The sequence below is a fragment of the Pseudomonas sp. B392_1p genome (assembly GCF_052245235.1).
Lineage (GTDB): Bacteria > Pseudomonadota > Gammaproteobacteria > Pseudomonadales > Pseudomonadaceae > Serpens > Serpens gallinarum.
In genome coordinates this window covers 188,552-213,300 of the sequence record NZ_JBQPXM010000006.1, presented here as the reverse complement: position 1 = coordinate 213,300, position 24,749 = coordinate 188,552, and the positions used below count along the sequence as shown (strand labels likewise).

Here is a 24,749-nt window from a genome sequence, read left to right as displayed (position 1 = left end):
GTGGTCAAGCCTTGTCACTTCGCCCTGTTCGATCTGCAGCCGGACTTTCGCATTGATCTTTCGGCGCTGGCTGTGCGTTATCGCGAGCTGGCCCGAAGCATGCACCCCGATCGCTTCGCCAATGCGACTGCCGCGGAGCAGCGCCAGGCGCTGGAGCGCTCGGCAAGCCTCAATGAAGCCTATCAGGTACTCAGGAGCGCGCCGCAACGGGCGCGTTATCTCCTGGGTATCGGAGGTCATGAGCTGGCGCTGGAAGTGACGGTGCAAGACCCGGAGTTCCTCATGCAGCAGATTCAGTTGCGTGAGGAGTTGGAGGACTTGCAAGACAGCGCCGATCTGGGCGGTGTGGCGGCCTTCAAGAAACGCTTGAAAGCAGCCCAGGAACAGCTCGAAGACAGCTTTGCCAGCTGCTGGCGCGAGTCCGCCCAGCGCGAGCAGGCTGAGCGACTGGTGCGCCGCATGCAGTTTCTCGACAAGCTCACCCATGAGGTGCGTCAGCTCGAAGAGCGCCTCGACGATTAATTCCCGCGCTGTGGCGCGGCATCCGACACGCAGGCAAGCATGGTTTTACTGCAGATCGCCGAACCCGGACAAGCTCCCCAACCCCACCAGCGCCGTCTGGCCGTGGGTATCGACCTGGGTACCACCAACTCGCTGGTCGCTGCATTGCGCAGCGGCAGTGCCGTGCCGCTGCCCGACGCTGATGGGAAATTCCTGTTGCCGTCGGCCGTGCGCTACCACGCCGATCGCGTTGAGGTCGGTCATGGTGCCAAGGCGGCGGCTGCCAGCGATCCATTGAATACCGTGGTTTCGGTCAAGCGCTTCATGGGGCGTGGGCTGGCCGACATCAAGCAATTAGGTGAGCAGTTGCCCTACCGCTTCAGTGAGGGCGAGTCGCACATGCCCTTCATCGATACGGTGCAGGGGCCGAAAAGCCCGGTTGAAGTTTCCGCTGAGATTTTGCGCACCTTGCGCCAGCGTGCCGAACAAACCCTCGGTGGCGACTTGGTTGGCGCCGTGATCACGGTGCCGGCTTACTTCGATGATGCCCAGCGTCAGGCCACCAAGGATGCCGCGCGTCTGGCCGGGCTCAATGTGCTGCGCTTGCTCAACGAGCCGACTGCCGCCGCCGTGGCTTATGGTCTGGACAAGCAGGCCGAAGGGCTGATCGCGATCTACGACCTGGGCGGTGGTACGTTCGATATTTCCATCCTGCGGCTTTCCAAGGGCGTCTTCGAAGTGCTGGCTACCGGTGGTGATAGTGCGCTGGGTGGCGACGACTTCGACCATGCGATTGCCGGCTGGATCATCGAGCAGGCGGATCTGTCGACTAACCTCGATCCCGGCACCCAGCGGCGCTTGCTGCAGATCGCCTGTGCGGCCAAAGAGGCCTTGACCGAGCGTGACAGTGTCACTGTCGAGTACGCCGATTGGTCAGGCGAGCTGAGTCATAGCCAGTTTCATGCGCTGATCGATCCGCTGATCGCTCGCAGCCTGAAAGCCTGCCGGCGCGCTGTGCGTGATGCTGAGTTGGAGATCGAAGACGTGACCGCGGTGGTCATGGTTGGTGGTTCGACCCGTGTGCCGCGTGTGCGCGAAGTGGTGGGCGAGCTGTTCGGCCACCCCCCGTTGGCGGACATCGATCCGGACCAAGTCGTGGCCATTGGCGCGGCGATTCAGGCCGATACCCTGGCCGGCAATCGAAGTGGCGACGAGCTGCTGCTGTTGGATGTGATCCCCTTGTCGCTCGGCCTGGAAACCATGGGCGGGCTGATGGAGAAGGTCATTCCGCGCAATACCACCATTCCGGCAGCCCGCGCCCAGGACTTCACCACCTATAAAGATGGCCAGACGGCCATGGTGATTCAGGTGCTGCAGGGCGAGCGTGAGCTGGTCAAGGATTGTCGCTCACTGGCGCGCTTCGAGCTGCGCGGCATCCCGCCGATGGTGGCCGGTGCGGCAAAGATCCGCGTGACCTTCCAGGTGGATGCCGACGGTCTGCTCAGTGTTGCGGCGCGGGAGCTGAGTTCCGGTGTTGAGGCGAGTATCCAGGTCAAGCCGTCCTACGGGCTGACCGATGGAGAAATTGCGCGCATGCTGCAGGACTCCTTTCAACATGCGGGTGACGACAAGGTTGCCCGCGCCTTGGCCGAGCATCAGGTTGATGCGCAGCGCCTGCTCGAGGCTGTGGAGGCGGCTCTGCAGGCCGATGGCGAGCGTCTGCTGGACCCCGAGGAGCGTCAGGCCATTGATGCCGAGATGGATGCGCTACGTGCGCTGCAAGACAGCGATGATGGCGTGGCCATCGAGCAGCAGACCCAGCGCCTGACCCAGATTACCGACGCCTTTGCCGCTCGCCGGCTGGATGCCACCGTCAAGGCCGCACTGGCCGGACGGCAGCTCAACGATATCGAGGAATAAGCACTATGCCGCAGATCATTATTCTGCCCCATGCTGAGCAATGCCCGGAAGGCGCCGTTATCGAGGCGCAAGTTGGTGAGACCGTGCTGGATGCCGCTCTGCGTCACGGCATCGAAATCGAACATGCTTGCGAAAAGTCCTGCGCCTGCACCACCTGTCACGTCGTGATTCGTGAAGGATTCGACTCGCTGGAAGAGTCCGATGAGCTGGAAGACGACATGCTGGACAAAGCGTGGGGGCTTGAGCCTCAGTCGCGCCTGTCCTGCCAGGCTGTTGTGGCTGATAGGGATCTGGTCGTGGAAATTCCCAAGTACACCATTAACCAGGTATCTGAAGGGCATTGAGGCGATTATGAGTCTGAAGTGGGTAGATGTATTGGAAATTGCCATTCAGTTGGCTGAGAGCAAACCTGAAATCGATCCGCGTCAGGTCAACTTCGTCAACCTGCATCGTTGGGTAACCGAGCTGCCCGAGTTCAGCGACGACCCTCAGCGCGGCGGCGAAAAAGTGCTGGAAGCGATCCAGGCCGCCTGGATCGAAGAGCTGGAATAGCAGTCGCAGGTATAACGCTGCGCATCTCGATGTCGGGTTTGGTTCGCCAACCCGACATTGTGTTTTCAGGCCGTCGTCGATCATGTGCCGCTTATGGCTAGAGCCTGCGGTTGTGCGTATAATCCGCCGGTTCAATTTTCCGCATCAATCCATCCCGCCTCTTGGAGTTTCCCATGGCTGTTCAACGCACTTTCTCCATCATCAAGCCCGACGCCGTCGCCAAAAACGTCATCGGTGAAATCACTACTCGTTTTGAAAAGGCCGGTCTGCGCGTTGTCGCTTCCAAGATGGTTCAGCTGTCCGAGCGCGAAGCTGCCGGTTTCTACGCCGAGCACAGCGAGCGCGGCTTCTTCAAGGATCTGGTTGCTTTCATGACCTCCGGCCCGGTTATCGTTCAGGTTCTGGAAGGCGAAAACGCCGTCCTGAAAAACCGCGAACTGATGGGCGCCACTAACCCGAAGGAAGCGGCTGCCGGTACCATTCGCGCTGATTTCGCTGTCTCCATCGACGAAAACGCCGTTCACGGTTCCGACTCCGAAGAGTCCGCAGCGCGTGAAATCTCCTACTTCTTCGCCGCTACCGAGCTGTGCAACCGCATTCGCTGATCACGATAGCGAGAGGGTGAAGCCATGACCATTACCACTGCCGGCAAAGTCAACCTGCTGGGTCTGACCCAGCCGCAACTGGAACAGTTCTTCGAGTCGATTGGCGAGAAGCGCTTCCGTGCCGGTCAGGTGATGAAATGGATTCACCACTTTGGCGTCGATGATTTCGATGCCATGAGCAATCTCGGCAAGGCCTTGCGCGAAACGCTCAAGGCCCGCGCCGAGATTCGCGGTCCCGAAGTAGTCAGCCAGGACATTTCCAGCGACGGCACTCGCAAATGGGTGGTGCGCGTGGCGTCCGGCAGCTGTGTCGAGACTGTCTATATCCCCGCCAATGGGCGCGGCACCCTGTGTGTCTCTTCCCAGGCTGGCTGCGCGCTGGATTGCAGTTTCTGCTCCACCGGTAAGCAAGGATTCAACAGCGACCTGACCGCTGCCGAAATCATCGGCCAAGTCTGGGTCGCCAACAAGTCGTTCGGCACCGTGCCGGCGAAGATCGACCGTGCCATCACCAACGTGGTGATGATGGGCATGGGCGAGCCGCTCCTCAACTTCGACAACGTGGTCGCCTCCATGAACATCATGATGGACGACCTCGGTTACGGCATTTCCAAACGCAAGGTGACGCTGTCTACCTCTGGCGTGGCGCCGATGATCGACAAGCTCGGCGAAGTGACTGACGTAGCGCTGGCCCTGTCGCTGCATGCGCCCAACGATGAGTTGCGCAACCAGCTGGTGCCGATCAACAAGAAGTATCCACTGGCAGTCGTACTCAAGGCTTGCCAGAACTACATTGCCCGTCTGGGTGACAAGCGTTACCTGACGATCGAGTACACCCTGCTCAAGGATGTGAACGATCAGCCTGAGCATGCTGGGCAGATGATCGCATTGCTCAAGGATATTCCTTGCAAAATCAACCTGATCCCGTTTAATCCCTTCCCGTATTCCGGGTATGAGCGGCCGAGCAACAATGCCATCCGCCGCTTCCAGGACCAACTGCAGCAGGCTGGACACAATGTCACGGTGCGCACCACGCGCGGAGACGACATTGATGCGGCGTGCGGTCAGTTGGTCGGCAAAGTGCAGGATCGCACCCGGCGCAGCGAGCGATATATCGCCGTGCGCGAACTGAGCGTTGACGCCAGCGAGCAGCGCGGCACCACCAGTCGTCCCTGAGGGAGTGAGTGCATGTTCCCGCGCATTGCGCTGCTTGTTTTGTTTGCCGGGCTGTTGGCCGGATGTATGACCGGTGGCAGTCACAATCCGATGAGCACCAGCCAGGGGCGCGATGAAGCCCGCGATGCCTATATCCAGTTGGGCATCGGCTACCTGCAGCAAGGCGCCAGCGAGCGCGCCAAGGCGCCGTTGAGCAAGGCGTTGGAGCTGGACCCCAACAGTGCCGATGCCCATGCCGCACTGGCCCTGCTGTTTCAAACGCAGATGGAACCGCAGCTGGCCGACCAACATTACCGCAAGGCGCTGACCGGTCGGTCCGGCGATGCGCGGATCCTCAACAATTACGGGACCTTCCTGTTCGAGCGTGGCCACTATGCACAGGCCTATGAACGCTTTCGTCAGGCCAGCCAGGACACGCTGTATGGCGAGCGGTCGCGGGTGTTCGAAAACCTTGGCATGACGGCCCGTGCCATGGGCAAGCCGGCTCAGGCCGAAGAGCATTTTCAGCGTGCTTTGCGCCTGAATGCGAGGCAGCCGCGCGCCTTGCTCGAAATGGCCGTCATTTCGTACGAAAAACGCGAATACATACCAGCCCGCAATTATTACGAGCGTTTCACTACCTTGTCGGAGCAAAATGCCCGTAGCCTGTTGTTGGGCATCCGCCTGGCCAAAGTCTTCGCTGACCCAGACAAGGCGGCCAGCTATGGTCTTCAGCTCAAGCGCTTGTATCCTGCCTCGCAGGAATATCGGCTATTTCTGACGGAGCAATGATGAACACGTCGTATCCTGAATCCGAAGCGACTTCCCCGGGACATCCTGGCGAGGCTTTGCGTGCAGCCCGTGAAGGCCGTAACTGGCTGAAGTCGGATGTGGCCATGCAGCTTCACCTGAGCACGGATGCCCTGACCTATCTGGAGACTGGTCAATTCGACAAGCTGCCTGGCCTGACCTTTGCGCGTGGATATGTCCGCGCCTATGCCAAGCTGCTGGACTTGGACCAGAATCAGTTGGTGCATGATTTCGACGTGATAACGGGCTCCACTCCCGTGGCCAGCAATTTGCACAGCTTGGGCCGTATCGAAGAGCCCTCGCGCCTGTCGCGAACCATGCTGCGTGCCGGAGTGGTGGTGTTGCTGTTGATCATGATTGGTGCTGGTGCGCTGTGGTGGCAAGAGCGTTATGCCGCGACCCCGCAGGAACAAGCCGCCAGGCCGATTGAGCATGTGGAAGTGGAAAGCGCAGATGGCAGCACGCAGATTCATCCGCTGGATGAATTGGAAGATCAGGCCGTGGAAGCGGCCCAGGTGCCTATCGACCTGTTAGCGGGTGAGCCGGCTCCCTTGGCCTCGGTTGAGGCTGAGCCGATCGAGGAAGCGCCGGTAGAAGAAGCGCCCGTGGCCGTTGCCGATGATCAGGGCACGCTGGTGCTGCAATTTACCGAAGAATGCTGGACTCGCGTTGCCGATGCAGATGGCAAGGTGCTTGCGAGCGCACTCAAGCGTCCCGGCGAAACGCTGGAGGTCCGCGGCAAGGCGCCGCTGGAAGTTCGCCTGGGCTACGCGCGCGGCGTGCAAGTCAGTTACAACGGTGAGAACGTCAATGTGGTCCCCTTCATGCGTGGCCAAACCGCGACATTGAAGCTGGGCCAATAGAGCTGGACAATCATGCATAGCAAATCCCCCATCAAACGTCGCCTGTCCCGCAAAATCTGGGTGGGCGCGGTGCCGGTTGGCGGCGATGCGCCGATTGCGGTGCAGAGCATGACCAATAGCGACACCCATGATGTGCCGGCTACGGTGGCGCAGATCCAGCGCCTGGAAGCCGCGGGTGCCGACATCGTGCGCGTCTCGGTACCGGACATGGACGCCGCCGAGGCGTTTGGTCGCATCAAGCAGCAGGTCAAGGTGCCGCTGGTGGCCGATATTCATTTCGACTACCAGATTGCCCTGCGTGTGGCCGAACTGGGTGTCGATTGCCTGCGTATCAACCCGGGCAACATCGGTCGCGAAGACCGGGTGCGCGCCGTGGTCGAAGCCGCCCGTGATCGAGGCATCCCGATCCGCATTGGCGTCAATGCGGGCTCTCTGGAAAAGGATTTGCAGAAGAAATACGGCGAGCCGACGCCCGAAGCGTTGGTTGAATCCGCGCTGCGTCATGTCGAGCACCTGGATCGGCTGAATTTCCCCGACTTCAAGGTCAGTGTGAAGGCGTCCGATGTGTTCATGGCCGTTGAAGCCTACCGACTGCTGGCTCGCCAGATCGAGCAGCCGCTGCACCTGGGCATCACCGAAGCCGGTGGCTTGCGCTCGGGTACGGTGAAGTCCGCCGTCGGCCTGGGCATGCTGCTCGCTGAGGGCATTGGCGACACCATCCGGATCTCGCTGGCAGCCGATCCGGTGGAAGAGATCAAGGTCGGTTTCGATATTCTCAAGTCGCTACGCCTGCGCTCGCGGGGCATCAATTTCATTGCCTGTCCCAGTTGCTCACGGCAGAACTTCGACGTGGTCAAGACCATGAACGAGCTGGAACAGCGGGTCGAAGACCTGCTGGTGCCGATGGATGTGGCGGTGATCGGCTGTGTGGTCAACGGCCCCGGCGAAGCCAAGGAGGCGCATATCGGCCTGACCGGCGGCTCGCCCAACCTCGTCTATATCGACGGTAAACCCGCACACAAGATGGTTAATGACAATCTGGTGGATGAGCTTGAGCGCTTGATCCGCCGCAAAGCCGCCGAAAAGCTGGAAGCCGATGCTTCGCTGATCGTCCGCAGCTGATTTAAGGAACGAACTTGAGCAAGACCCTGCAAGCCATTCGTGGCATGAATGACATCCTGCCGGCACAAACACCGGTATGGCGCTATCTGGAGAGTACCTTTGCCGAGCTGCTGGACAGCTACGGCTACAGCGAGATCCGCTTGCCGATCGTTGAATACACCGAACTGTTCGCCCGCGGCATTGGCGAAGGGACTGATGTGGTCGACAAGGAAATGTACACCTTCCTGGACCGCAACGAAGAGTCCCTGACCCTGCGTCCCGAAGGCACCGCCGGTTGCGTGCGTGCCGTGCTGGAGCATGGTCTTTCGGGTGGCGGCCAGGTGCAGAAACTCTGGTATCTCGGCCCGATGTTCCGCTATGAAAAGCCGCAGAAAGGCCGTTATCGGCAGTTTCACCAGATTGGCGTGGAAGTGTTCAATCAGCCGGGTCCTGACATCGACGCCGAGCTGATCGTGCTCACGGCGCGGCTGTGGAAGAAACTCGGCATCGCCGACGCGGTGACCCTGCAACTCAACAGCCTGGGCTCCAGCGAGGCCCGTGCGGCCTACCGCGATGCGTTGGTGGTTTACCTGCAACAGCGCTTCGACCAGCTCGACGAAGACAGCCAGCGCCGCTTGACCACCAATCCGCTGCGTATCCTGGACAGCAAGAATGCCCAGACCCAGTCTCTGCTGGCTGATGCGCCGACCTTGCTCGAGTATCTCGATGAAGATTCGCGCAGCCACTTCGAGGGCCTCAAGTCGCGCCTGGATGTGCTGGGCATAGCTTACGAAATCAACCCGAAACTGGTGCGTGGCCTGGATTATTACGGCCGCACCGTGTTCGAGTGGGTCACTGACAAGCTGGGTTCCCAGGGCACCGTGTGTGCCGGTGGTCGCTACGACGGGCTGATCAGCCAGTTCGGTGGCAAGCCGACCCCGGGCGTGGGTTTTGCCATGGGTGTGGAGCGCCTGGTACTGCTGGTGGAAACGCTGCAGCAGATTCCTGCGGAACTGTCGCGTCCGGCACATGCCTATATCTGCGCCTTCGGCGAGCCGGCCGAGCTGGCCGCCCTGGCGTTGTCCGAGCAGCTGCGTGATACGCTTCCGGGCTTGCGCGTGCTGGTCAACGCCGGTGCCGGCAGCTTCAAGAGTCAATTCAAGAAAGCCGACAAGAGTGGCGCGCAATTTGCCCTTATCCTTGGTGAGGATGAGCTGGCCAAGCGCGTGGTGGGCTGCAAGCCGCTGCGTGATGACAGCGAACAACAAAGCATTGCCTGGGATGCGCTGGCCGGCCATCTGGCGGGTCTGGTGCAAGACCGCGGCCGATAACGAAAAAGGAGAAGTTGGGTGAGCATGACCGAAGACGAGCAGATTGCGCAGTTGAAGGACTGGTGGCAGCGCAACGGCAAACCCTTGTTGACCGGCGGCATTCTGGCTCTGGCCCTGGTGTTTGGCTGGCAGGCGTGGCAGAAGCATCAGGTCAATCAGGCCAATGGAGCATCCATGCTCTATCAGCAACTGCTGGATACCGTACTGAATCCGAACGCACCGGTGGATACCGCACGTGTCGCTGAGTTGGCGGCCCAGTTGAAAAATGATTTCGGCAGCACTCACTACGCCCAGTACGGCAGCCTGTTCGTGGCCAAGGTGGCCGTCGAAGCCGGCAAGCTGGACGATGCGGTGAATGAGTTGCGCCCTGTGCTGGATGATCCGGTCGATGCGGAAGTGGGCGAGCTGGCACGCCAGCGCCTGGCTCGAATCCTGGCGGCCCAAGGCAAGGCAGAGGAAGGCTTGGCCTTGCTGGATGGCAATGTCAGTGCAGCGTTCCAGGCAGGCCGTGAGGAAGTCAAAGGCGATCTGCTGGTCCAGCTGGGCCGTGCGGAGGATGCCCGTACCGCCTATAACAAGGCCAAGGCGGTGCTGCGTGACAATGCAGCGGCCGGCGAGCTGCAACTCAAGCTGGACGATCTCGCTGACGGAGGCGTCTGACTGTGAAAGCCTTGACCTACGCTGTGCTGCTGTCCGTGACCGTTCTGGTCGCCGGCTGTGGTAGCTCGAGCAAGAAGGAATTACCGCCGGCCGAGTTGCCGAAGTTCGAAGCGGAGATTCAGCTGCGCAAGGTATGGAGCCGCTCCATCGGCAGTGGTCAGGGCGACAACTACAGCATGCTGACGCCAGCAGTGGACGGTGAGCTGATTTTCGCTGCCGATGTCAAAGGTCGTGTGGTGGCCATGGATCGCACCACCGGCAAGGTGCAGTGGAAGAAGGACCTCAAAGTGCCGGTGTCCGGTGGCGTCGGTGCCGGCAATGGTCTGGTGCTGGTCGGCACGCTCAAGGGTGAGGTGATTGCCCTGGACAGCGGCAGTGGCGAGCGCAGATGGCGTGCGCAGGTGACCAGTGAGGTGCTTTCCGCACCGGCCACCAATGGCGATGTAGTCGTCGTACAAACTCAGGACGATCGGCTGATCGCCCTGGAGGCAAGCGACGGCACACAGCGCTGGATTTACGACAACACCCCGGCGGTGCTGACGTTGCGCGGTACCGGTGCCCCGCTGGTCACCAACCAGTTGGCCTTTGCAGGCCTGTCCACTGGCAAGGTGATTGCCGTGGATACCCGTCGAGGCATGCCGGTCTGGGAGCAGCGCATCGCGGTGCCGCAGGGCCGTTCCGAGCTGGAACGGGTGGTGGATATCGACGGCGGCTTGCTGCTGTCGGGCGGTAATCTGTACGTGGTGACCTATCAAGGCCGTGTCGCCGCTCTGGAGCAGAACAGTGGTCGTATCCTCTGGCAGCGCGAGGCGTCCAGTTACGTCGGTGTCGCCCAGGGCTTCGGCAGCGTTTATGTGAGCCAGGCCGATGGCACCGTGGAAGGTATCGACGAGCGTTCGACCTCGGCATTGTGGAGTAATGATGGCTTGGCGCGTCGTCAGCTGTCGGCGCCGGAAGTGTTTTCCAGCTACGTCGCAGTGGGCGATCTGGAAGGCTATCTGCACCTGATCAGCCAGGTGGATGGTCGCTTCGTGGCCCGCACCCGTATCGACAGCGACGGCCTGCGCGCCCGACCGCTGGTGGTGGGCGGCTGGCTGTATGCCTATGGCAACAGTGGAAAACTGGTGGGCTTGACCATCAAGTAAGCCGAGCGCCGGCCTGGATTCATCCGGGCTGTGCGGAACGGCCGTCTGCTTCGGCAGGCTTTTAAAATTGCTGGCCGCTGCCCTTGCAGCGGCCTTTGTGTTTTCTGAATTATCGCAGTGGAGAGCCGTATGGTTCCCGTAATCGCCTTGGTTGGCCGTCCCAATGTGGGCAAATCGACCCTGTTCAACCGCCTGACCAAAACCCGTAACGCCATCGTGGCTGAATTCGCAGGGCTGACCCGCGACCGCCAATATGGCGAGGCCAAATGGCAGGGTAAAACCTACCTCGTCATCGATACCGGGGGTATCTCCGGCGACGAGGAGGGCATTGATGCCAAGATGGCCGAGCAATCGCTGCAGGCCATCGAAGAAGCCGATGCCGTGCTGTTCATGGTCGACTCGCGCGCCGGCCTGACCGCTGCGGATCAGATGATCGCCGAGCATCTGCGCAAGCGAAACAAGCGCTGTTTTCTGGTTGCCAACAAGGTCGACACCGTCGATCCGGACCTGGCGCGCGCCGAGTTCAGCCCGCTGGGCCTGGGTGATGCGCTGCCAATCGCCGCCGCTCATGGGCGCGGGATCAGTCACATGCTGGATGCCGCGCTGGGGATCTTTGCCAGCGATGAAGCGGAGGCTGAAGACGAAGAGGCTGAAATCGTCGCCCCGGGCCAGGAAGCCAAGCGCATTCCGGGACCCAGCGAGAAAGACGGCATCAAGATCGCCATCATCGGCCGACCCAACGTGGGCAAGTCGACGCTGGTCAACCGCATGCTGGGCGAGGAGCGGGTCATCGTCTATGACCAGGCCGGCACCACCCGCGACAGCATCTACATTCCCTTCGAGCGCGGCGATGAGAAATACACGCTGATCGACACCGCCGGTGTGCGCCGGCGCGGCAAGATCTTCGAAGCGGTGGAAAAGTTCTCCGTGGTCAAGACCCTGCAGGCGATCCAGGACGCCAACGTGGTGATCTTCGTCATGGACGCGCGTGAAGGGGTGGTCGAACACGACCTTAATCTGCTTGGCTTCGTGCTGGAAACCGGCCGTGCGCTGGTCATCGCGCTGAACAAGTGGGATGGCATGGACCCCAAGGAACGCGATTATGTGAAGACCGAGCTGGAGCGCCGGTTGTTCTTCGTCGACTTCGCCGATATTCACTTCATCTCGGCATTGCACGGCACGGGGGTGGGCAATCTGTACAAGTCGGTGCAGGCCTCGTTCACCTCGGCGGTGACCCGCTGGCCGACCAATCGCCTGACGCAGATCCTGGAAGACGCCGTGCAAGAGCACCAACCGCCGATGGTCAACGGCCGGCGCATCAAGCTGCGCTACGCTCACCTGGGTGGCGCCAACCCGCCGCTGATCGTGATCCATGGCAACCAGGTCGACGCGGTGCCCAAGTCCTACTCTCGCTACCTGGAAAACACCTTCCGGCGGGTACTCAAATTGGTCGGCACGCCGATTCGCATCGAGTACAAGGGCGGTGAAAACCCCTACGAGAAAAACAAGAACACCCTCACCGACCGCCAGGTGAACAAGAAACGCCGGCTGATGAGCCACCACAAGAAAGCCGAGAAAAAGCGTCGCGACAAGAAGTAACCATTACTAGCGATGTACAGAGAGGGGTGAAGTCCTGCGATGGGCTTCACCTCTTTGCGTTCTAAGCTTCGGTCGATATTTCATAGCTGGTAGCGCTGCGCCGGGGAGGGCGGATCGGCTATCCTCGACGCTCGTTACCGTCTTCGGTTGTTGAAGTCCAAGGCCATGATCCAGAGTAAACTGCCCCACGTTGGCACCACCATCTTCACCACCATGTCGCAGCTCGCGGCGCAGACCGGCGCGCTCAACCTGTCCCAGGGTTTCCCTGACTTTGATGGCCCGCAAGCGCTGCGCGAAGCGGTGGGTCGACATGTCATGGCCGGACACAACCAGTACGCTCCTATGACCGGGTTGCCTGCCTTGCGTGAGCAGGTGGCCGCCAAGATCAGCCGTCTGTATGGCCGGCAGGTGAGTGCCGACACGGACATCACCATTACCCCCGGTGCCACCCAGGGTCTGTTCTGCGCCATCCAGGCGCTGGTGCGTGCAGGCGATGAAGTCATCGTCTTCGACCCCTGCTATGACAGTTACGAGCCGGCGGTGGAGTTGGCCGGCGGCCGCTGCGTCCACCTGCGCCTGAGCCCGCCGACGTTCAGCATCGACTGGCAGCGCCTGGCCGATGCCATCACCCCGCGCACGCGGATGATCGTGCTCAACACGCCGCACAACCCCAGTGGTGCTTTGCTCGAGCATGCCGATCTGGATCGGCTCGCCGCGTTGCTGCGCGGACGCGAGGATATTTACCTGCTCAGTGACGAGGTCTATGAGCATCTGGTCTACGACGGCCGCGAGCATGCTAGTGTGCTGCGCCATGACGAGCTGTACGCACGCGCACTGGTGGTGAGCTCATTCGGCAAGACCTACCACGTCACCGGCTGGAAAACCGGCTACGTGGTGGCGCCACCGACACTGAGTGCCGAACTGCGCAAGGTTCACCAGTACGTCAGTTTTACCGGCGTCACGCCCCTGCAATTTGCGCTGGCCGAGTTCATGGCCGCACACCCTGAGCATGTCACTGAGCTGCCGGCGTTCTATCAAGCCAAGCGTGACCTGTTCTGCGAGCTGCTGGCCGGCTCGCGCTTTGGTTTTACGCCGACGCCGGGCACGTATTTCCAGATTGCCGATTATTCGATGATCCGCCCGGATCTCAACGACATTGAGATGGCTCAATGGCTGACGCGTGAGCATGGCGTGGCGAGCATTCCGGTGTCGGTGTTCTACCAGAGTCCGCCAGCAGACCTGCGCCTGGTACGTTTTTGCTTCGCCAAGCGTGAGGATACCTTGCGCCAAGCAGCGGAAAGGCTCTGCGCGGTTTGACACTGCTTTAGCCCAGCGGAATGCGTCGCTGAGTGTCCAGGGGGCCAAATAAGTCGCGGCTCTCATAGGTGGCGTAGTGAAGCTCCTCAATGTTGAGCTGTGAATTAGCCGGTACTGGCAATTGTGCCAGGCGCTGACGCAGCTCATCGGCACCGATCCGCCGCTTGTACAAACCCAGCGTGATATGCGGCACATAGGCGGACTGCCGCACTTCTCGGCAGCTCTGCCCCAAGACTGTCCGCCAGCACTGTAGATGTCCCCCGTCATCGAAAACCGGCAGAAACGCGGCGCTGGCGAAGCTGTCCGGTGGGCCGATCTCCAAGGTGCAGGGCGGACTTTGCACCTGGCCGAGGCCTTCCATTTGCTGTCGCAGCTGCGCGGGCGTGAAGTCGTCGTCAGCCACGGCCTGAGTCTGCTCGAAGCCGCACACAAACAGGGTCAGGTGCGCCTGGCGACGGGTGGCATGCAGCAGATCGCTCAACTGCGTTTGCAGAGTGTGGATGTGCGAGAGTAGGGCCGGACAGTTGATTGGCACTATCCAGACGGCATAGCGCAGGCGGCCCTGATGCCATTCAGGGTAATCCCGAATATCAGTGACGAGGGTGGCGTCGGGCGCCTGGGTAGGATGGGACAACAGCATGAGGCTACGCTTAGCGTTGAAAGAGGTGTGAGTGTGACCTGATGCGCTGTTGGGCTCCAGAGTGGAAGTGCTGCATTGATGGCGCGTTCTCTGGATGGAGAACTTAACAACCTCTGCAGGGTCAAAAAATCGCAGTTTTTCAATGAGTTATGAGGAGTAACAAATGGACAGCACAGGACAGGCGTTAATCGCCGGATTGGCTCCCTACAATGTTTCCCTGGGACCACAGCGTCCCGATGGCGGGCGCGTGCTGATGTTGATGGACGATGCGGGCGAGCTGTTGATCCAGCGGGTCCTGAATACCCAGCAGCTCACCCAACCGGAATTATTGGCTGATGTGCTCGATGGCGTGCGTCGCGACTTGCTGGTCGCAGGCGGTTGCACGGCGCCGGAAGTGCTCGCCTCCCTGCGCCACAGCGACCGGGTCAAGCCTTACGCGGCGTGAGTCTGGTGCGTCATGTGCCCCCGGGCCGGAATCCGCCTACGTAATGATTCCGGCCACTGCGGGTGCGCACGGCAATTGACCGTGTCATCGCTTGGCGTCCTGCCCGGTGCGCTTTCGGAGTAGACTTGCCGGCTTTCTGATAGCCAAGAGCCCGCCCATGGCCCTGCAAGCCACTCCGTACAAGATCGAAATGAACCTGACCGACATGGACAGGAACGTCTACGAAAACCTGCGTTTCACCGTCGCCCGCCACCCCTCCGAAACTGAGGTGCGCATGAGCGCGCGGCTGATTGCCTATGCCTTGTGGTACAGCGAACAGCTGGCCTTCGGCCGCGGCCTGTCGGATGTCGACGAGCCGGCCCTTTGGGAAAAGAGCCTGGATGATCGCGTGCTGCACTGGATCGAAGTCGGCCAGCCGGATGCGGAACGCATGACCTGGTGCTCGCGACGCACCGAGCGCGTCAGCCTGGTCGCCTATGGCAATCTGCGTGTTTGGCAGGGCAAAGAGTTGGATGCCGTCAGCAACCTGAAGAACCTTAGCGTGGTAGCGGTGCAGCCGGAGGCCCTGGAAAACCTGGCTCGCGACCTGCCACGTTCGCTGAATTGGAGCGTGATGATCAGCGACGGTGAACTGTTCATCACCGACGAGCGCGGCCAGCATGAAATTCCCCTTGAGTGGCTGGTCGGCGAACGCTGATTTCCATCCGCTGGATGCCTGCGCACTGTCCACTCCATACCTGACGAATCCCTGAGTTATCCATGCGTATCGATCCCCGTCCGTTGCCCGACATCCTGCCCGATCTGGGCGAGCTGCCTCCTTTGCTGACCCGCCTGTATGCCGCCCGTGGCGTGCAATCGGCCGCCGAGCTGGACAAGGCACTGGCGCGGTTGATTCCGTATCAACAACTGGCCGGCATCGACGTGGCTGTCGCCTTGCTGGTGGAGGCATTGGAGCGGCGCCAGCGCATCCTCATCGTGGGCGACTTCGACGCCGACGGCGCCACCGCCAGCTGCGTCGGTGTGCTCGGCTTGCGCCTGCTCGGGGTCGCCCATGTCGATTACCTGGTGCCCAATCGTTTCGACTACGGCTATGGCCTGACGCCGGAAATCGTCGCGGTGGCCCTGCAACGCCAGCCCGATCTGCTGATCACCGTGGACAACGGCATTTCCAGCGTGGATGGCGTGGCAGCGGCCAAGGCGGCCGGCCTCAAGGTGCTGATCACCGACCACCACCTGCCTGGCGCGGAGTTGCCGGCGGCGGACGCCATCGTCAACCCCAACCAGCCGGGCTGCGGCTTCCCGAGCAAGGCGATGGCCGGGGTCGGGGTGATCTTCTATGTCTTGCTCGCCTTGCGGGCGCGCTTGCGCGAGCTGGGCTGGTTCGCCCGCACCGGGCGCTCCGAGCCACGTCTGGCCGAGCCGAACCTGGCTGAGCTGCTTGATCTGGTGGCGCTGGGCAGTGTCGCCGACGTGGTGCCGCTGGATGCCAACAATCGCATCTTGGTTCACCAGGGACTGGCGCGTATCCGCGCTGGCCGGGCGCGACCGGGCTTGAAGGCAATCCTTGAGGTGGCCGGCAAGCAGGCGGAGCGCATTACCTCGACGGATCTGGGCTTCATCATTGGCCCACGCCTGAATGCGGCCGGCCGGCTGGACGACATGAGCCTGGGCATCGAATGCCTGCTCTGCGAAGACGCAAACCTGGCCCGCGACATGGCGGTGCAACTCGATCAGCTCAACCAGGACCGCAAGGCCATCGAGCAGGGCATGCAGCGCGAAGCCCTGGCTCAGTTGAAGGACCTGCCGCTGGACGAGATGCCATTCGGCCTGTGCCTGTTCGAGCCGGAATGGCACCAGGGGGTCATCGGCATCCTCGCCTCGCGGATGAAGGAGCGTTATCACCGCCCGACGATTGCCTTTGCCGACGCCGGGGAAGGCATGCTCAAGGGCTCGGCCCGCTCGGTGCCGGGCTTTCATATCCGCGATGCGCTGGACGCTGTGGCCGCTCGGCATCCGGGCTTGATCAGCAAATTCGGCGGCCATGCGATGGCGGCCGGGCTCTCCCTGCCCGAGGAAAACTTCGGCGCGTTCGCCGCCGCGTTCGATGCCGAAGTGCGGCGCCAGTTGCATGAGGACGATCTGACCGGCCGACTATTGTCCGACGGCCAGCTCTCGGCCACTGAGTTTCACTTGGAACTGGCCCGCGCGCTGCGCCATGCTGGCCCTTGGGGGCAGCACTTTCCCGAGCCGTTGTTCCATGGCGTATTCCAGCTGGAGCAGCAGCGCCTGGTGGGTGAAAAACACCTGAAGATGGTGGTGCGCACGGAGTGCGGTTCGCTGAGCCTGGACGGCATCGCCTTCAACATCGACCGCGAGCAATGGCCCAACCCCACCGTGCGCTGGGTCGAGCTGGCCTACAAACTGGACGTCAACGAGTTCCGTGGGCGGGAAAGCGTGCAATTGCTGGTATCACATATCGCGCCGCGCTGATTCGCGCAGGTTTAGCCGCCAGGTCTCTACCAGCCCAGCTGTTTGTTGAAGCCCAGCGCATCGTAATAGTCGCCCTGGTAGGTGATCTGACCGTTCTCGATGCGGATGAAGCTGACGCCCTCGAAGGAAAGGGGCTTGCCGGTGGCAGGCGTGTCCGCGCTCCAGGGGCCGCTGTTGGTGCCGCTGAACCGCCACTGGAAGGCGATGCCATGGGGAGCCACGAGGGGCGCGCTGGTCATCTCCCATTTCAGATCGGGCACAGCCGTGATGAACACCGCAATCACGTTGTCGCGAGCGGCGGCTCGGCCATTCTGCGGCGTGCCGACCGTGGCGTCGAAATACACCGCATCCTCGGCTAGGTAGGCGGCGGCTTTCTGTGCGTCATGGGCGTTCCAGGCGGTCATGTAACCGTCAATCACGGCGCGCACGTCGTCGGCGGCCTGGGCCAGGCCGCTAAGCAGAAGCAGGGTGAGGAAAGTGATGCGGCTGAGGCAGATGTTCATGGGCAGGCTCCAGGCACGGTGGCGGATGCCGTGTCTCGCAGTTGGCTGCAGGCCGGCATGCGTAGAGTGTTGACCGGCCGAAATCACCCCGCCGGTGGGGCTGACCAGCGGTGTCGCGGCGACGCGGCGGGTTGCTCAATCTTGCCGCAGAGGGGACTATCCCCGGCATTGCTTCGCCCATGCTCGCACCCGCAGCATGGCGAAATTGCCCCACTCATGAACTGCTCAGGTATGCACCGGCAGTTCGGCCACTGACCCGAAGCGGTCTTTAATTGGAGGATGTCTGTCATCTTCCGCCAGCCGACGAGGCCCGCCATGTCACTACTTTTTCAGCCCCTCACCTTGCGCCAGTTGACCCTGCCCAATCGCATCGTCGTGTCGCCCATGTGCCAGTACTCCGCCGAGGTAGACGGCCTGGCCACCGATTGGCACTTGGTACATCTGGGCAGCCGCGCGGTGGGCGGTGCCGGGCTGGTGATTTTTGAAGCGACAGCGGTACGCCCGGAAGGGCGCATTTCCGCCCGTGATCTGGGCCTGTGGAACGATGAGCAGATCGAACCGCTGCGCCGCATCACCGCGTTTATCGAGTCCCAGGGTTCAGTAGCCGGCATTCAGCTGGCCCATGCCGGGCGCAAGGCCGGCACCTGGTGGCCCTGGAGCGGCAAGCATGGCAGCGTGCCGGTGGCCGAAGGCGGCTGGACACCAGTCGGGCCGTCGGCGATCGCCTTCGATCCCCAGTATATGGCGCCCACGGCGCTGGATGAAGCAGGTGTGGCCGAGATCATCCAGGCCTTCGTGCAAGGCGCTGAACGGGCGCTGGCCGCTGGATTCAAGGTCGTCGAGCTGCATGCCGCCCACGGCTACCTGTTGCACCAATTCCTGTCGCCACTTTCCAACCGCCGGCAGGACCAGTACGGCGGTTCGTTCGAGAATCGCATCCGCCTGTTGCTTGAAGTGACCCAGGCGGTGCGTCAGGTATGGCCCGACGAGTTGCCGGTGTTCGTGCGCCTGTCGGCCACCGACTGGGTGGAGGATGGCTGGAACCCGGACGAGACGGTGGAGCTGGCCTGTCGGCTGAAGGCCTTGGGCGTCGATCTGATCGACGTGTCCTCGGGCGGCACCTCGGCGAATGCGGAAATTCCCATCGGGCCCGGCTATCAGACCCAGTTCGCCGAACGGGTACGCCGCGAAGCCGGAATCGCCACGGGCGCGGTGGGCATGATCACCGAGGCGGCCCAGGCCGAGCATGTGCTGCGCACCGGCCAGGCCGACTTGATCCTGCTGGCCCGCGAGCTGCTGCGCGATCCCTACTGGCCGTTGCATGCCGCCGACTACCTGCGTGACAAGTCGGTGCCATGGCCGGGGCAGTACGTGCGGGCGGCGAGCCGGGATACGCCGATTCGCTAAAAAGGGCTGTTAATGCGGCGCGGGGCCGGCAGTATCGGCCCCGTATCAATGCTTGATCATGATGTGCCGCACCGCGGTGTAATCCTCCAGCCCGTACATCGACAGGTCCTTGCCGTAGCCGGACAGCTTCATGCCGCCGTGGGGCATTTCGCTGACCAAGGTGAAGTGGGTATTGATCCAGGTGCAGCCGTACTGCAGGCGGGCGGCCAGGCGATGGGCGCGACCGACGTCGCGGGTCCACACCGAGGAGGCCAGGCCGTAGTCGGAGTTGTTGGCGAAGGCGAGGGCCTGGGCTTCGTCATCGAACGGGGTGACCGAAACCACCGGCCCGAACACTTCGCGGCAGACGATCTCATCGTCCTGACGGGCGCCGGCCAGTACCGTGGGCAGGAAGAAGAAGCCGGCATCGCCCGGCGCCTTGCCGCCGGTGACCACCTCGATGTGCGGCAGGGCGCTGGCGCGCTCGACAAAACCGGCGACGCGCTGGCGCTGACTGTCGCTGATCAACGGGCCGAGTTCGGTGGCGGAATCGTCCTGCAGTCCATGTTTGAGTGTGCTCACCGCTGCGCCGAGCGCCGCGACGAATTTCTCGTAGATGCCTTTCTGGGCATAGATGCGGCAGGCCGCGGTGCAATCCTGGCCAGCATTGTAGAAGCCGAAGGTGCGAATGCCTTCCACGGCGGCGTCGAGGTCGGCGTCATCGAAAATGATCACCGGCGCCTTGCCGCCCAGCTCCATGTGCAGGCGTTTGATGCGCGGGGCGCTGGCAGCGATGAGGTGTGAGCCGGTGGCAATTGAGCCGGTCAGCGACAGCATGCGCACCTTGTCACGATTGACCAGGGTCTCGCCGACGCTGCTACCATGCCCGAAGACGATGTTCACCACCCCGGGCGGGAAAATCCCGGCCATCAGCTCGCCCAGGCGCAGCGCGGTCAGCGGCGTCTGCTCGGAAGGCTTGAGTACCACGCAATTGCCGGCGGCCAAGGCGGGAGCAAGTTTCCAGGCGGCCATCATCAGCGGGTAATTCCACGGCGCGATGGAGGCGACCACGCCAATCGGATCACGGCGGATCATCGAGGTGTGTCCGGCCAGGTACTCTCCAGCCGCCGAGCCGTGCAGGCAGCGACTGGCACCGGCGTAAAAACGGAACACATCGGCGATGGCCGGCAATTCGTCGTTGCGCGCGGCGGCGTAGGGCTTGCCGCAGTTTTGCGACTCCAGGCGGGCCAGTTCGTCGGCATGGGTGTCGATGGCATCGGCCAGGGCCAGCAGGCGGGCGGCGCGTTCCTGGGGTACGGTTTGCGACCAGCCGACAAACGAGGCCTCGGCGGCGTGCACGGCTGCATCGATCTGTTCGGCACTGGCTTCGGCAATCCGCACCAGTTCGGTGTTGCGGGCCGGGTCCAGCACCACCTGGGCCTCACCCTGGCCGGCGACCCGTTCGCCGTTGATCAACAGATGGGTTTGCATGTCGGATTCCTCGAGTTGTTGTGGGTGTCAGGGACAACGAAAGCTGGACGCTACTAGGTGATCAAATCGCGCTCATTTGCCGCTTCCCGCCACGCCCTCGCCGCCGCGGGTCAGGTAATACGCGGCGAGGATCGGCAGCATGGTCGCCACCATCACCAGCATCGCTACCACGTTGGTGATGGGCACATCGCGGGGGCGTGACAGCTGGTTGAGCAACCACAGCGGCAAGGTGCGTTCATGGCCGGCGGTGAAGGTGGTGACAATGATCTCGTCGAAAGACAGCGCGAAGGCCAGCATGCCGCCGGCCAGCAGCGCCGAGCCGAGGTTGGGCAGCACGATGTAGCGAAAGGTCTGCCAGCCATCGGCGCCCAGGTCCATGCTCGCTTCGATCAGGTTCCAGGAGGTGCGTCGCAGGCGGGCGATGACGTTGTTGTAGACGATCACCACGCAGAAGGTAGCGTGGCCGATGACGATAGTCAGGATGCTGGGCTCGATGCCCAGGGACTTGAACGCCGAGAGCAGGGCCAGGCCGGTGACGATGCCGGGCAGGGCGATAGGCAGCACCAAGAGCAACGACACGCTTTCCTTGCCGAAGAAGTCGCGCCGCCACAAGGCGGCCGCCGCCAGGGTGCCGAGCAGCAGGGCGACGAGGGTGGCAATCGCAGCCACTTGCAGCGACAGGGTGATGGCCTCCAGCACGTCGGGGCGCGCGAAGGTCAGGCTGAACCATTTCAGGGTGAAGCCCTGGGGCGGAAAGCTGAAGCCGGCGCTTTCGGTGTTGAAGGCATAGATGAAGATGATCAGGATCGGGAAGTGCAGGAACAGCAGCCCGCCCCAGGCTGCGAGCTTCAAGCCCATGGACGCTTTCTCAGAGTGCATCGAAGGCCCCCAGGCGTTTGACAATGGACAGGTAGAGGGCAATCAGCACGATGGGGACCAGGGTGAATGCCGCCGCCATCGGCATGTTGCCGATCGAACCCTGCTGGGCATAGACCATGTTGCCGATGAAAAACCCCGGCGGGCCGACCAGCAGCGGCACGATGAAGTCGCCCAGGGTCAGGCAGAAGGTAAAGATCGAGCCTGCAGCAATGCCCGGCAGTGCCAATGGCAGGATCACCAGGCGGAAGGTCTGCAGCGGCCGGGCGCCCAGGTCGGCAGAGGCCTGCAGCAGGGAAGGCGGAAGGCGCTCCAGAGCGGCCTGAATGGGCAGGATCATGAACGGCAGCCAGATATAGACGAACACCAGAAAGCGCCCCAGGTGTGAGGTGGACAGGGTGCTGCCGCCGATGCCCGGAATGCCGAGGATCACCTGCAGGGCCGGCGCCAGGCCGAGGCGCTCGACGAACCAGTGGGCCACGCCGCCTTGGGCGAGTAACAGCGTCCAGGCATAGGCCTTGACGATATAGCTGGCCCACATCGGCAGCATCACCGCGATATAGAAGAACGCCTTGATGCGCCCCGAGGTGTAGCGCGCCATGTAATAGGCGATAGGAAAGGCCAGCAGGGCGCTGGCCAGGGACACCGTCACGGCCATGGCCAGGGTTCGCTGGATGATGTCGAAGTTGGCCGGCTGGAACAGCGCCCGAAAATTGGCCAGTGTCAGCGCGGGCGTCACCGACATGGTGAAGTCGTCGAAGGTGTAAAAGCCCTGCCAGAGCAGGGCCAGCAGCGAGCCCAGATAGACGATGCCGAACCATAGCAGTGGGGGGATCAGCAGCAGCGACAGGTACAGCGTCGGTTTGCGGTACAGCAGGTCGGACAGCTGGCGCAGCAGGCCTGGGCGGCTGGCCGGTGCCACGGTGGCCGGGCTGGTTGTCATGACGGCACCTCGCGCAGCGGCACCATGGCGGCGCGGGCCCAGCGGGCGGTAACGCGCTGCCCCGGCTGGCAGGCAATGTCGCCTCGATCCCACTGGCTGTTGGCCTGGCTGACGGCGAAGCTTTGGCCGTTGTCCAGACGCAGCTCGTAGCGCGTGGCGGCGCCCAGGTACTGGATATCGTGGAGCTGCCCGGCGATTTCCGTCTCGCCAGGTGCCAAGGGTTCGCTGCCGGCCAGGCGGGTATGCTCCGGGCGGATCGAGAAGGGGCGTGGCGAGCCGGCCAACTGCTCGGCCAGCTCGCCACGCAGCACATTTGAGGTGCCGACGAACTCGGCCACGAACGGCGTCGCCGGGCGCAGGTACAGATTGCGCGGACTATCCAGCTGCTCGATGCGCCCTTGCCGAAACACCGCCACCCGGTCCGACATTGACAGCGCCTCGCCCTGGTCATGGGTGACGAACACAAAGGTGATGCCCAGCTGACGTTGCAGTTTCTTCAACTCGCCCTGCATCTGCTCGCGCAGCTTGAGATCCAGCGCGCCGAGCGGCTCGTCGAGCAACAATACCCGTGGGCGATTGATCAAGGCGCGGGCCAGCGCCACGCGCTGCCGCTGCCCGCCGGACAATTGCACCGGCTTGCGCGCGCCGTAGCCGCCGAGGGCGACCTGATCCAGCGCCTGTTCAGCGCGCTGGTGTCGCTCGGAGCGCGCGACGCCCTTGACCTTGAGGCCATAGGCAACATTGTCCAGCACGCTCATGTGCGGAAACAGCGCGTAGTCCTGGAATACCGTGTTGACGTCGCGCTGATAGGGCGCCAGGCCGGTGGCTTCCTGCCCTTGGATGCGAATGGAGCCGGAGCTGGGCTGTTCGAAACCGGCGATCAGGCGCAGGCAGGTGGTCTTGCCGGAACCGGAGGGACCCAGCAGGGTGAAGAACTCACCATCCTCAATGGCTACCGACACCTGATCCACCGCCTTGACCTCGCCGTACAGGCGCGAGACATCGGTAAGTTCCACGGCAAAGGTCATGTTCCTGCCCCAAAGCAGCTGCCTGCGGCAGGCTGCACGTCGTTCTGGTTGTTGTTCTGGTTAGCGTCGGCAGATGCATGCATGACGTCTTGCCCAGCGACCACTGCGAAATTCGGGGCGGACGAAGCGACGTCCACCACGCGAACAGCCTCGGTTACCGACCCCCCATGATCGCAATGTAGTCCTGGGTCCAGCGGCTGTAGGGCACGTACTTGCCGCCTTCAGCTTGCGGGGTTTTCCAAAAGGCGATTTTCTCGAAGTTGTCGAAACCGTTGGTTTTGCAGCCCTCGGCGCCGAGCAAGGCGTTGCCCTGGCAGGCCGCCGGTACCGCCGGCACCGAGCCGAACCAGGCGGCCAGATCACCTTGCACCTTGGGTTGCAGCGACCAGTCCATCCACTTGTAGGCGCACACCGGATGTTTGGCCTCGGCATGCAGCATGGTGGTGTCGGCCCAGCCAGTGGCACCTTCGACCGGCACCACCGAGGCAATCGGCTGCTTTTCAGCCTGCAGCGCGTTCACCTGATACGGCCAGGCGCTGGACGCAGCCACCCCCTCGTTCTTGAAATCGTTCATCTGCACGGTGACGTCGTGCCAGTAGCGGTGGATCAGCCCATGCTGCTGGCGCAGCAGCGTGAGCACGGCGGCGTATTGGGTTTCGTCGAGCAGGTAGGGGTCCTGGATGCCCAGTTCCGGCTGGGTGCTCTTCAGGTACAGCGCCGCATCCGCGATATAGATCGGCCCGTCATAGGCTTGCACACGGCCCTTGTTGGGTTTGCCATCCGGCAGGTTCTGCGGCTCGAACACCGTCGCCCAGCTGGTCGGCGCTTGCTTGAACACGTTGGTGTTGTACATCAGCACGTTCGGCCCCCACTGGTAAGGCGTGCCGTAGTGCTGGCCATCCACCGTGTGCCAGGGCGCTTCCTTGAGGCGGTCATCGACGGTGTTCCAGCTCGGGATCAGCGCGATGTTGATGGGTTGCACACGCTTGCCGGCGACCAGTCGCAACGAAGCGTCACCGGAGGCGGTGACTAGATCGTAGCCGCCCTTGGTCATCAGGCTGACCATCTCATCTGAAGTGCCTGCGGTTTTTACGTTGACCTTGCAGCCGCTGTCCTTCTCGAACTGGGTTACCCAGTCATAATTCGCATCGGTGTCGCCGCGCTCGACGTAGCCGGGCCAGGCAATGATGTCGAGCTGGCCTTCGGGCTGACCCAGCGTTTTGAGCGGTTCTGCGGCGTACAGGGTGCTGGCGGCCAGCAGCGCGGTGGCCAGCGTGCCGAGGAGTGCAGTGTGCGGTGCGGACATCTGAATTCCCTCTTGTTGTGCGCGATTTGCGGGGCAGTGAAATGCCGCTCGGCACATCCGTTGCCGAGGAGATGTGATCAGT

At 62.4% G+C, this 24,749-nt stretch carries 25 protein-coding genes; 18 read left to right on the top strand and 7 right to left on the bottom strand.

Annotated features, from left to right (window positions below; all coding sequences use genetic code 11):
* The 14 genes from hscB (at position 1) to ACTV8E_RS11110 (ending at position 13,559) form a co-directional block, all read left to right on the top strand.
* A complete protein-coding gene (hscB, locus tag ACTV8E_RS11175) occupies positions 1-522 on the top strand; it encodes a co-chaperone HscB (RefSeq protein WP_251835207.1) in 522 nt (173 codons plus the stop codon).
* 39 nt (positions 523-561) lie between these two features.
* Positions 562-2,421, top strand: coding sequence for a Fe-S protein assembly chaperone HscA (hscA, locus tag ACTV8E_RS11170; RefSeq protein WP_443199549.1), 1,860 nt, complete (start codon positions 562-564; stop codon positions 2,419-2,421).
* A gap of 5 nt (positions 2,422-2,426) precedes the next feature.
* Positions 2,427-2,765, top strand: a complete 339-nt coding sequence (gene fdx, locus ACTV8E_RS11165; RefSeq protein ID WP_251835209.1) for an ISC system 2Fe-2S type ferredoxin — start codon at positions 2,427-2,429, stop codon at positions 2,763-2,765.
* A gap of 7 nt (positions 2,766-2,772) precedes the next feature.
* Entirely contained in the window at positions 2,773-2,973 is a 201-nt protein-coding gene (iscX, locus tag ACTV8E_RS11160; protein WP_251835210.1) for a Fe-S cluster assembly protein IscX, read from the top strand.
* A gap of 173 nt (positions 2,974-3,146) precedes the next feature.
* Positions 3,147-3,578 carry a nucleoside-diphosphate kinase gene (gene ndk / locus ACTV8E_RS11155; RefSeq protein WP_251835211.1) on the top strand — a complete coding sequence of 144 codons (432 nt, stop codon included), beginning with the start codon at positions 3,147-3,149 and terminating at the stop codon, positions 3,576-3,578.
* A gap of 24 nt (positions 3,579-3,602) precedes the next feature.
* Positions 3,603-4,754: a 23S rRNA (adenine(2503)-C(2))-methyltransferase RlmN gene (gene rlmN / locus ACTV8E_RS11150; protein WP_443199548.1), complete on the top strand. Its 1,152-nt coding sequence runs from the start codon at positions 3,603-3,605 to the stop codon at positions 4,752-4,754.
* Between the two features lie 12 nt (positions 4,755-4,766).
* Positions 4,767-5,525: a type IV pilus biogenesis/stability protein PilW gene (pilW, locus tag ACTV8E_RS11145; RefSeq protein ID WP_251835213.1), complete on the top strand. Its 759-nt coding sequence runs from the start codon at positions 4,767-4,769 to the stop codon at positions 5,523-5,525.
* Positions 5,525-6,406, top strand: coding sequence for a RodZ domain-containing protein (locus tag ACTV8E_RS11140; protein WP_443199547.1), 882 nt, complete (start codon positions 5,525-5,527; stop codon positions 6,404-6,406). The genes pilW and ACTV8E_RS11140 overlap by 1 nt, the downstream gene beginning before the upstream one ends.
* 12 nt (positions 6,407-6,418) lie before the next feature.
* On the top strand, positions 6,419-7,528 hold the full coding sequence (ispG, locus tag ACTV8E_RS11135) for a flavodoxin-dependent (E)-4-hydroxy-3-methylbut-2-enyl-diphosphate synthase (protein WP_251835215.1): 1,110 nt from the start codon (positions 6,419-6,421) through the stop codon (positions 7,526-7,528).
* A gap of 14 nt (positions 7,529-7,542) precedes the next feature.
* Positions 7,543-8,838 (top strand): histidine--tRNA ligase, encoded by a 1,296-nt coding sequence (gene hisS, locus ACTV8E_RS11130; protein ID WP_443199546.1) that lies wholly within the window; start codon positions 7,543-7,545, stop codon positions 8,836-8,838.
* 24 nt (positions 8,839-8,862) lie between these two features.
* Entirely contained in the window at positions 8,863-9,498 is a 636-nt protein-coding gene (locus ACTV8E_RS11125; RefSeq protein WP_443199581.1) for a YfgM family protein, read from the top strand.
* Between the two features lie 2 nt (positions 9,499-9,500).
* Positions 9,501-10,643 (top strand): outer membrane protein assembly factor BamB, encoded by a 1,143-nt coding sequence (gene bamB, locus ACTV8E_RS11120; protein WP_443199545.1) that lies wholly within the window; start codon positions 9,501-9,503, stop codon positions 10,641-10,643.
* Positions 10,644-10,772: 129 nt separating this feature from the next.
* The gene (gene der, locus ACTV8E_RS11115; RefSeq protein ID WP_251835218.1) at positions 10,773-12,242 is read left to right on the top strand and encodes a ribosome biogenesis GTPase Der; all 1,470 of its coding nucleotides are present in this window, start codon (positions 10,773-10,775) and stop codon (positions 12,240-12,242) included.
* 165 nt (positions 12,243-12,407) lie between these two features.
* The gene (locus tag ACTV8E_RS11110) at positions 12,408-13,559 is read left to right on the top strand and encodes a pyridoxal phosphate-dependent aminotransferase (protein ID WP_443199544.1); all 1,152 of its coding nucleotides are present in this window, start codon (positions 12,408-12,410) and stop codon (positions 13,557-13,559) included.
* 7 nt (positions 13,560-13,566) lie between these two features.
* Here the strand turns inward: ACTV8E_RS11110 and ACTV8E_RS11105 are convergent, their stop codons facing one another.
* Positions 13,567-14,199 (bottom strand): 2'-5' RNA ligase family protein, encoded by a 633-nt coding sequence (locus tag ACTV8E_RS11105; protein ID WP_443199543.1) that lies wholly within the window; start codon positions 14,197-14,199, stop codon positions 13,567-13,569.
* A 163-nt stretch (positions 14,200-14,362) separates the two neighbouring features.
* Here ACTV8E_RS11105 and ACTV8E_RS11100 point away from each other — a divergent pair, with 163 nt between their 5' ends.
* The 3 genes from ACTV8E_RS11100 to recJ all read left to right on the top strand — a co-directional run bounded on the left by ACTV8E_RS11100 (position 14,363) and on the right by recJ (position 17,134).
* The gene (locus ACTV8E_RS11100; RefSeq protein ID WP_251835221.1) at positions 14,363-14,644 is read left to right on the top strand and encodes a DUF3509 domain-containing protein; all 282 of its coding nucleotides are present in this window, start codon (positions 14,363-14,365) and stop codon (positions 14,642-14,644) included.
* A 157-nt stretch (positions 14,645-14,801) separates the two neighbouring features.
* Complete coding sequence (locus ACTV8E_RS11095; protein WP_273537181.1) at positions 14,802-15,341, top strand: YaeQ family protein; 540 nt, start codon at positions 14,802-14,804, stop codon at positions 15,339-15,341.
* A gap of 62 nt (positions 15,342-15,403) precedes the next feature.
* Entirely contained in the window at positions 15,404-17,134 is a 1,731-nt protein-coding gene (recJ, locus tag ACTV8E_RS11090; RefSeq protein WP_443199542.1) for a single-stranded-DNA-specific exonuclease RecJ, read from the top strand.
* A gap of 26 nt (positions 17,135-17,160) precedes the next feature.
* On the opposite strand, the gene ACTV8E_RS11085 is transcribed toward recJ, so the two are convergent.
* On the bottom strand, positions 17,161-17,637 hold the full coding sequence (locus ACTV8E_RS11085; RefSeq protein WP_443199541.1) for an ester cyclase: 477 nt from the start codon (positions 17,635-17,637) through the stop codon (positions 17,161-17,163).
* 315 nt (positions 17,638-17,952) lie between these two features.
* Here ACTV8E_RS11085 and ACTV8E_RS11080 point away from each other — a divergent pair, with 315 nt between their 5' ends.
* Positions 17,953-19,044 (top strand): NADH:flavin oxidoreductase/NADH oxidase, encoded by a 1,092-nt coding sequence (locus ACTV8E_RS11080; RefSeq protein ID WP_443199540.1) that lies wholly within the window; start codon positions 17,953-17,955, stop codon positions 19,042-19,044.
* Between the two features lie 45 nt (positions 19,045-19,089).
* Here the strand turns inward: ACTV8E_RS11080 and ACTV8E_RS11075 are convergent, their stop codons facing one another.
* The 5 genes from ACTV8E_RS11075 to ydcS form a co-directional block, all read right to left on the bottom strand.
* Positions 19,090-20,514 carry a gamma-aminobutyraldehyde dehydrogenase gene (locus ACTV8E_RS11075; RefSeq protein ID WP_443199539.1) on the bottom strand — a complete coding sequence of 475 codons (1,425 nt, stop codon included), beginning with the start codon at positions 20,512-20,514 and terminating at the stop codon, positions 19,090-19,092.
* 72 nt (positions 20,515-20,586) lie between these two features.
* The gene (locus ACTV8E_RS11070; protein WP_443199538.1) at positions 20,587-21,393 is read right to left on the bottom strand and encodes an ABC transporter permease; all 807 of its coding nucleotides are present in this window, start codon (positions 21,391-21,393) and stop codon (positions 20,587-20,589) included.
* Positions 21,383-22,333 (bottom strand): ABC transporter permease, encoded by a 951-nt coding sequence (locus tag ACTV8E_RS11065; RefSeq protein ID WP_443199537.1) that lies wholly within the window; start codon positions 22,331-22,333, stop codon positions 21,383-21,385. Before ACTV8E_RS11065 ends, ACTV8E_RS11070 begins: the two co-directional genes overlap by 11 nt.
* Positions 22,330-23,361 carry an ABC transporter ATP-binding protein gene (locus ACTV8E_RS11060; RefSeq protein ID WP_443199536.1) on the bottom strand — a complete coding sequence of 344 codons (1,032 nt, stop codon included), beginning with the start codon at positions 23,359-23,361 and terminating at the stop codon, positions 22,330-22,332. Before ACTV8E_RS11060 ends, ACTV8E_RS11065 begins: the two co-directional genes overlap by 4 nt.
* A 154-nt stretch (positions 23,362-23,515) precedes the next feature.
* Positions 23,516-24,667, bottom strand: coding sequence for a putative ABC transporter substrate-binding protein YdcS (gene ydcS, locus ACTV8E_RS11055; protein ID WP_443199535.1), 1,152 nt, complete (start codon positions 24,665-24,667; stop codon positions 23,516-23,518).
* Positions 24,668-24,749 lie beyond the last annotated feature (82 nt).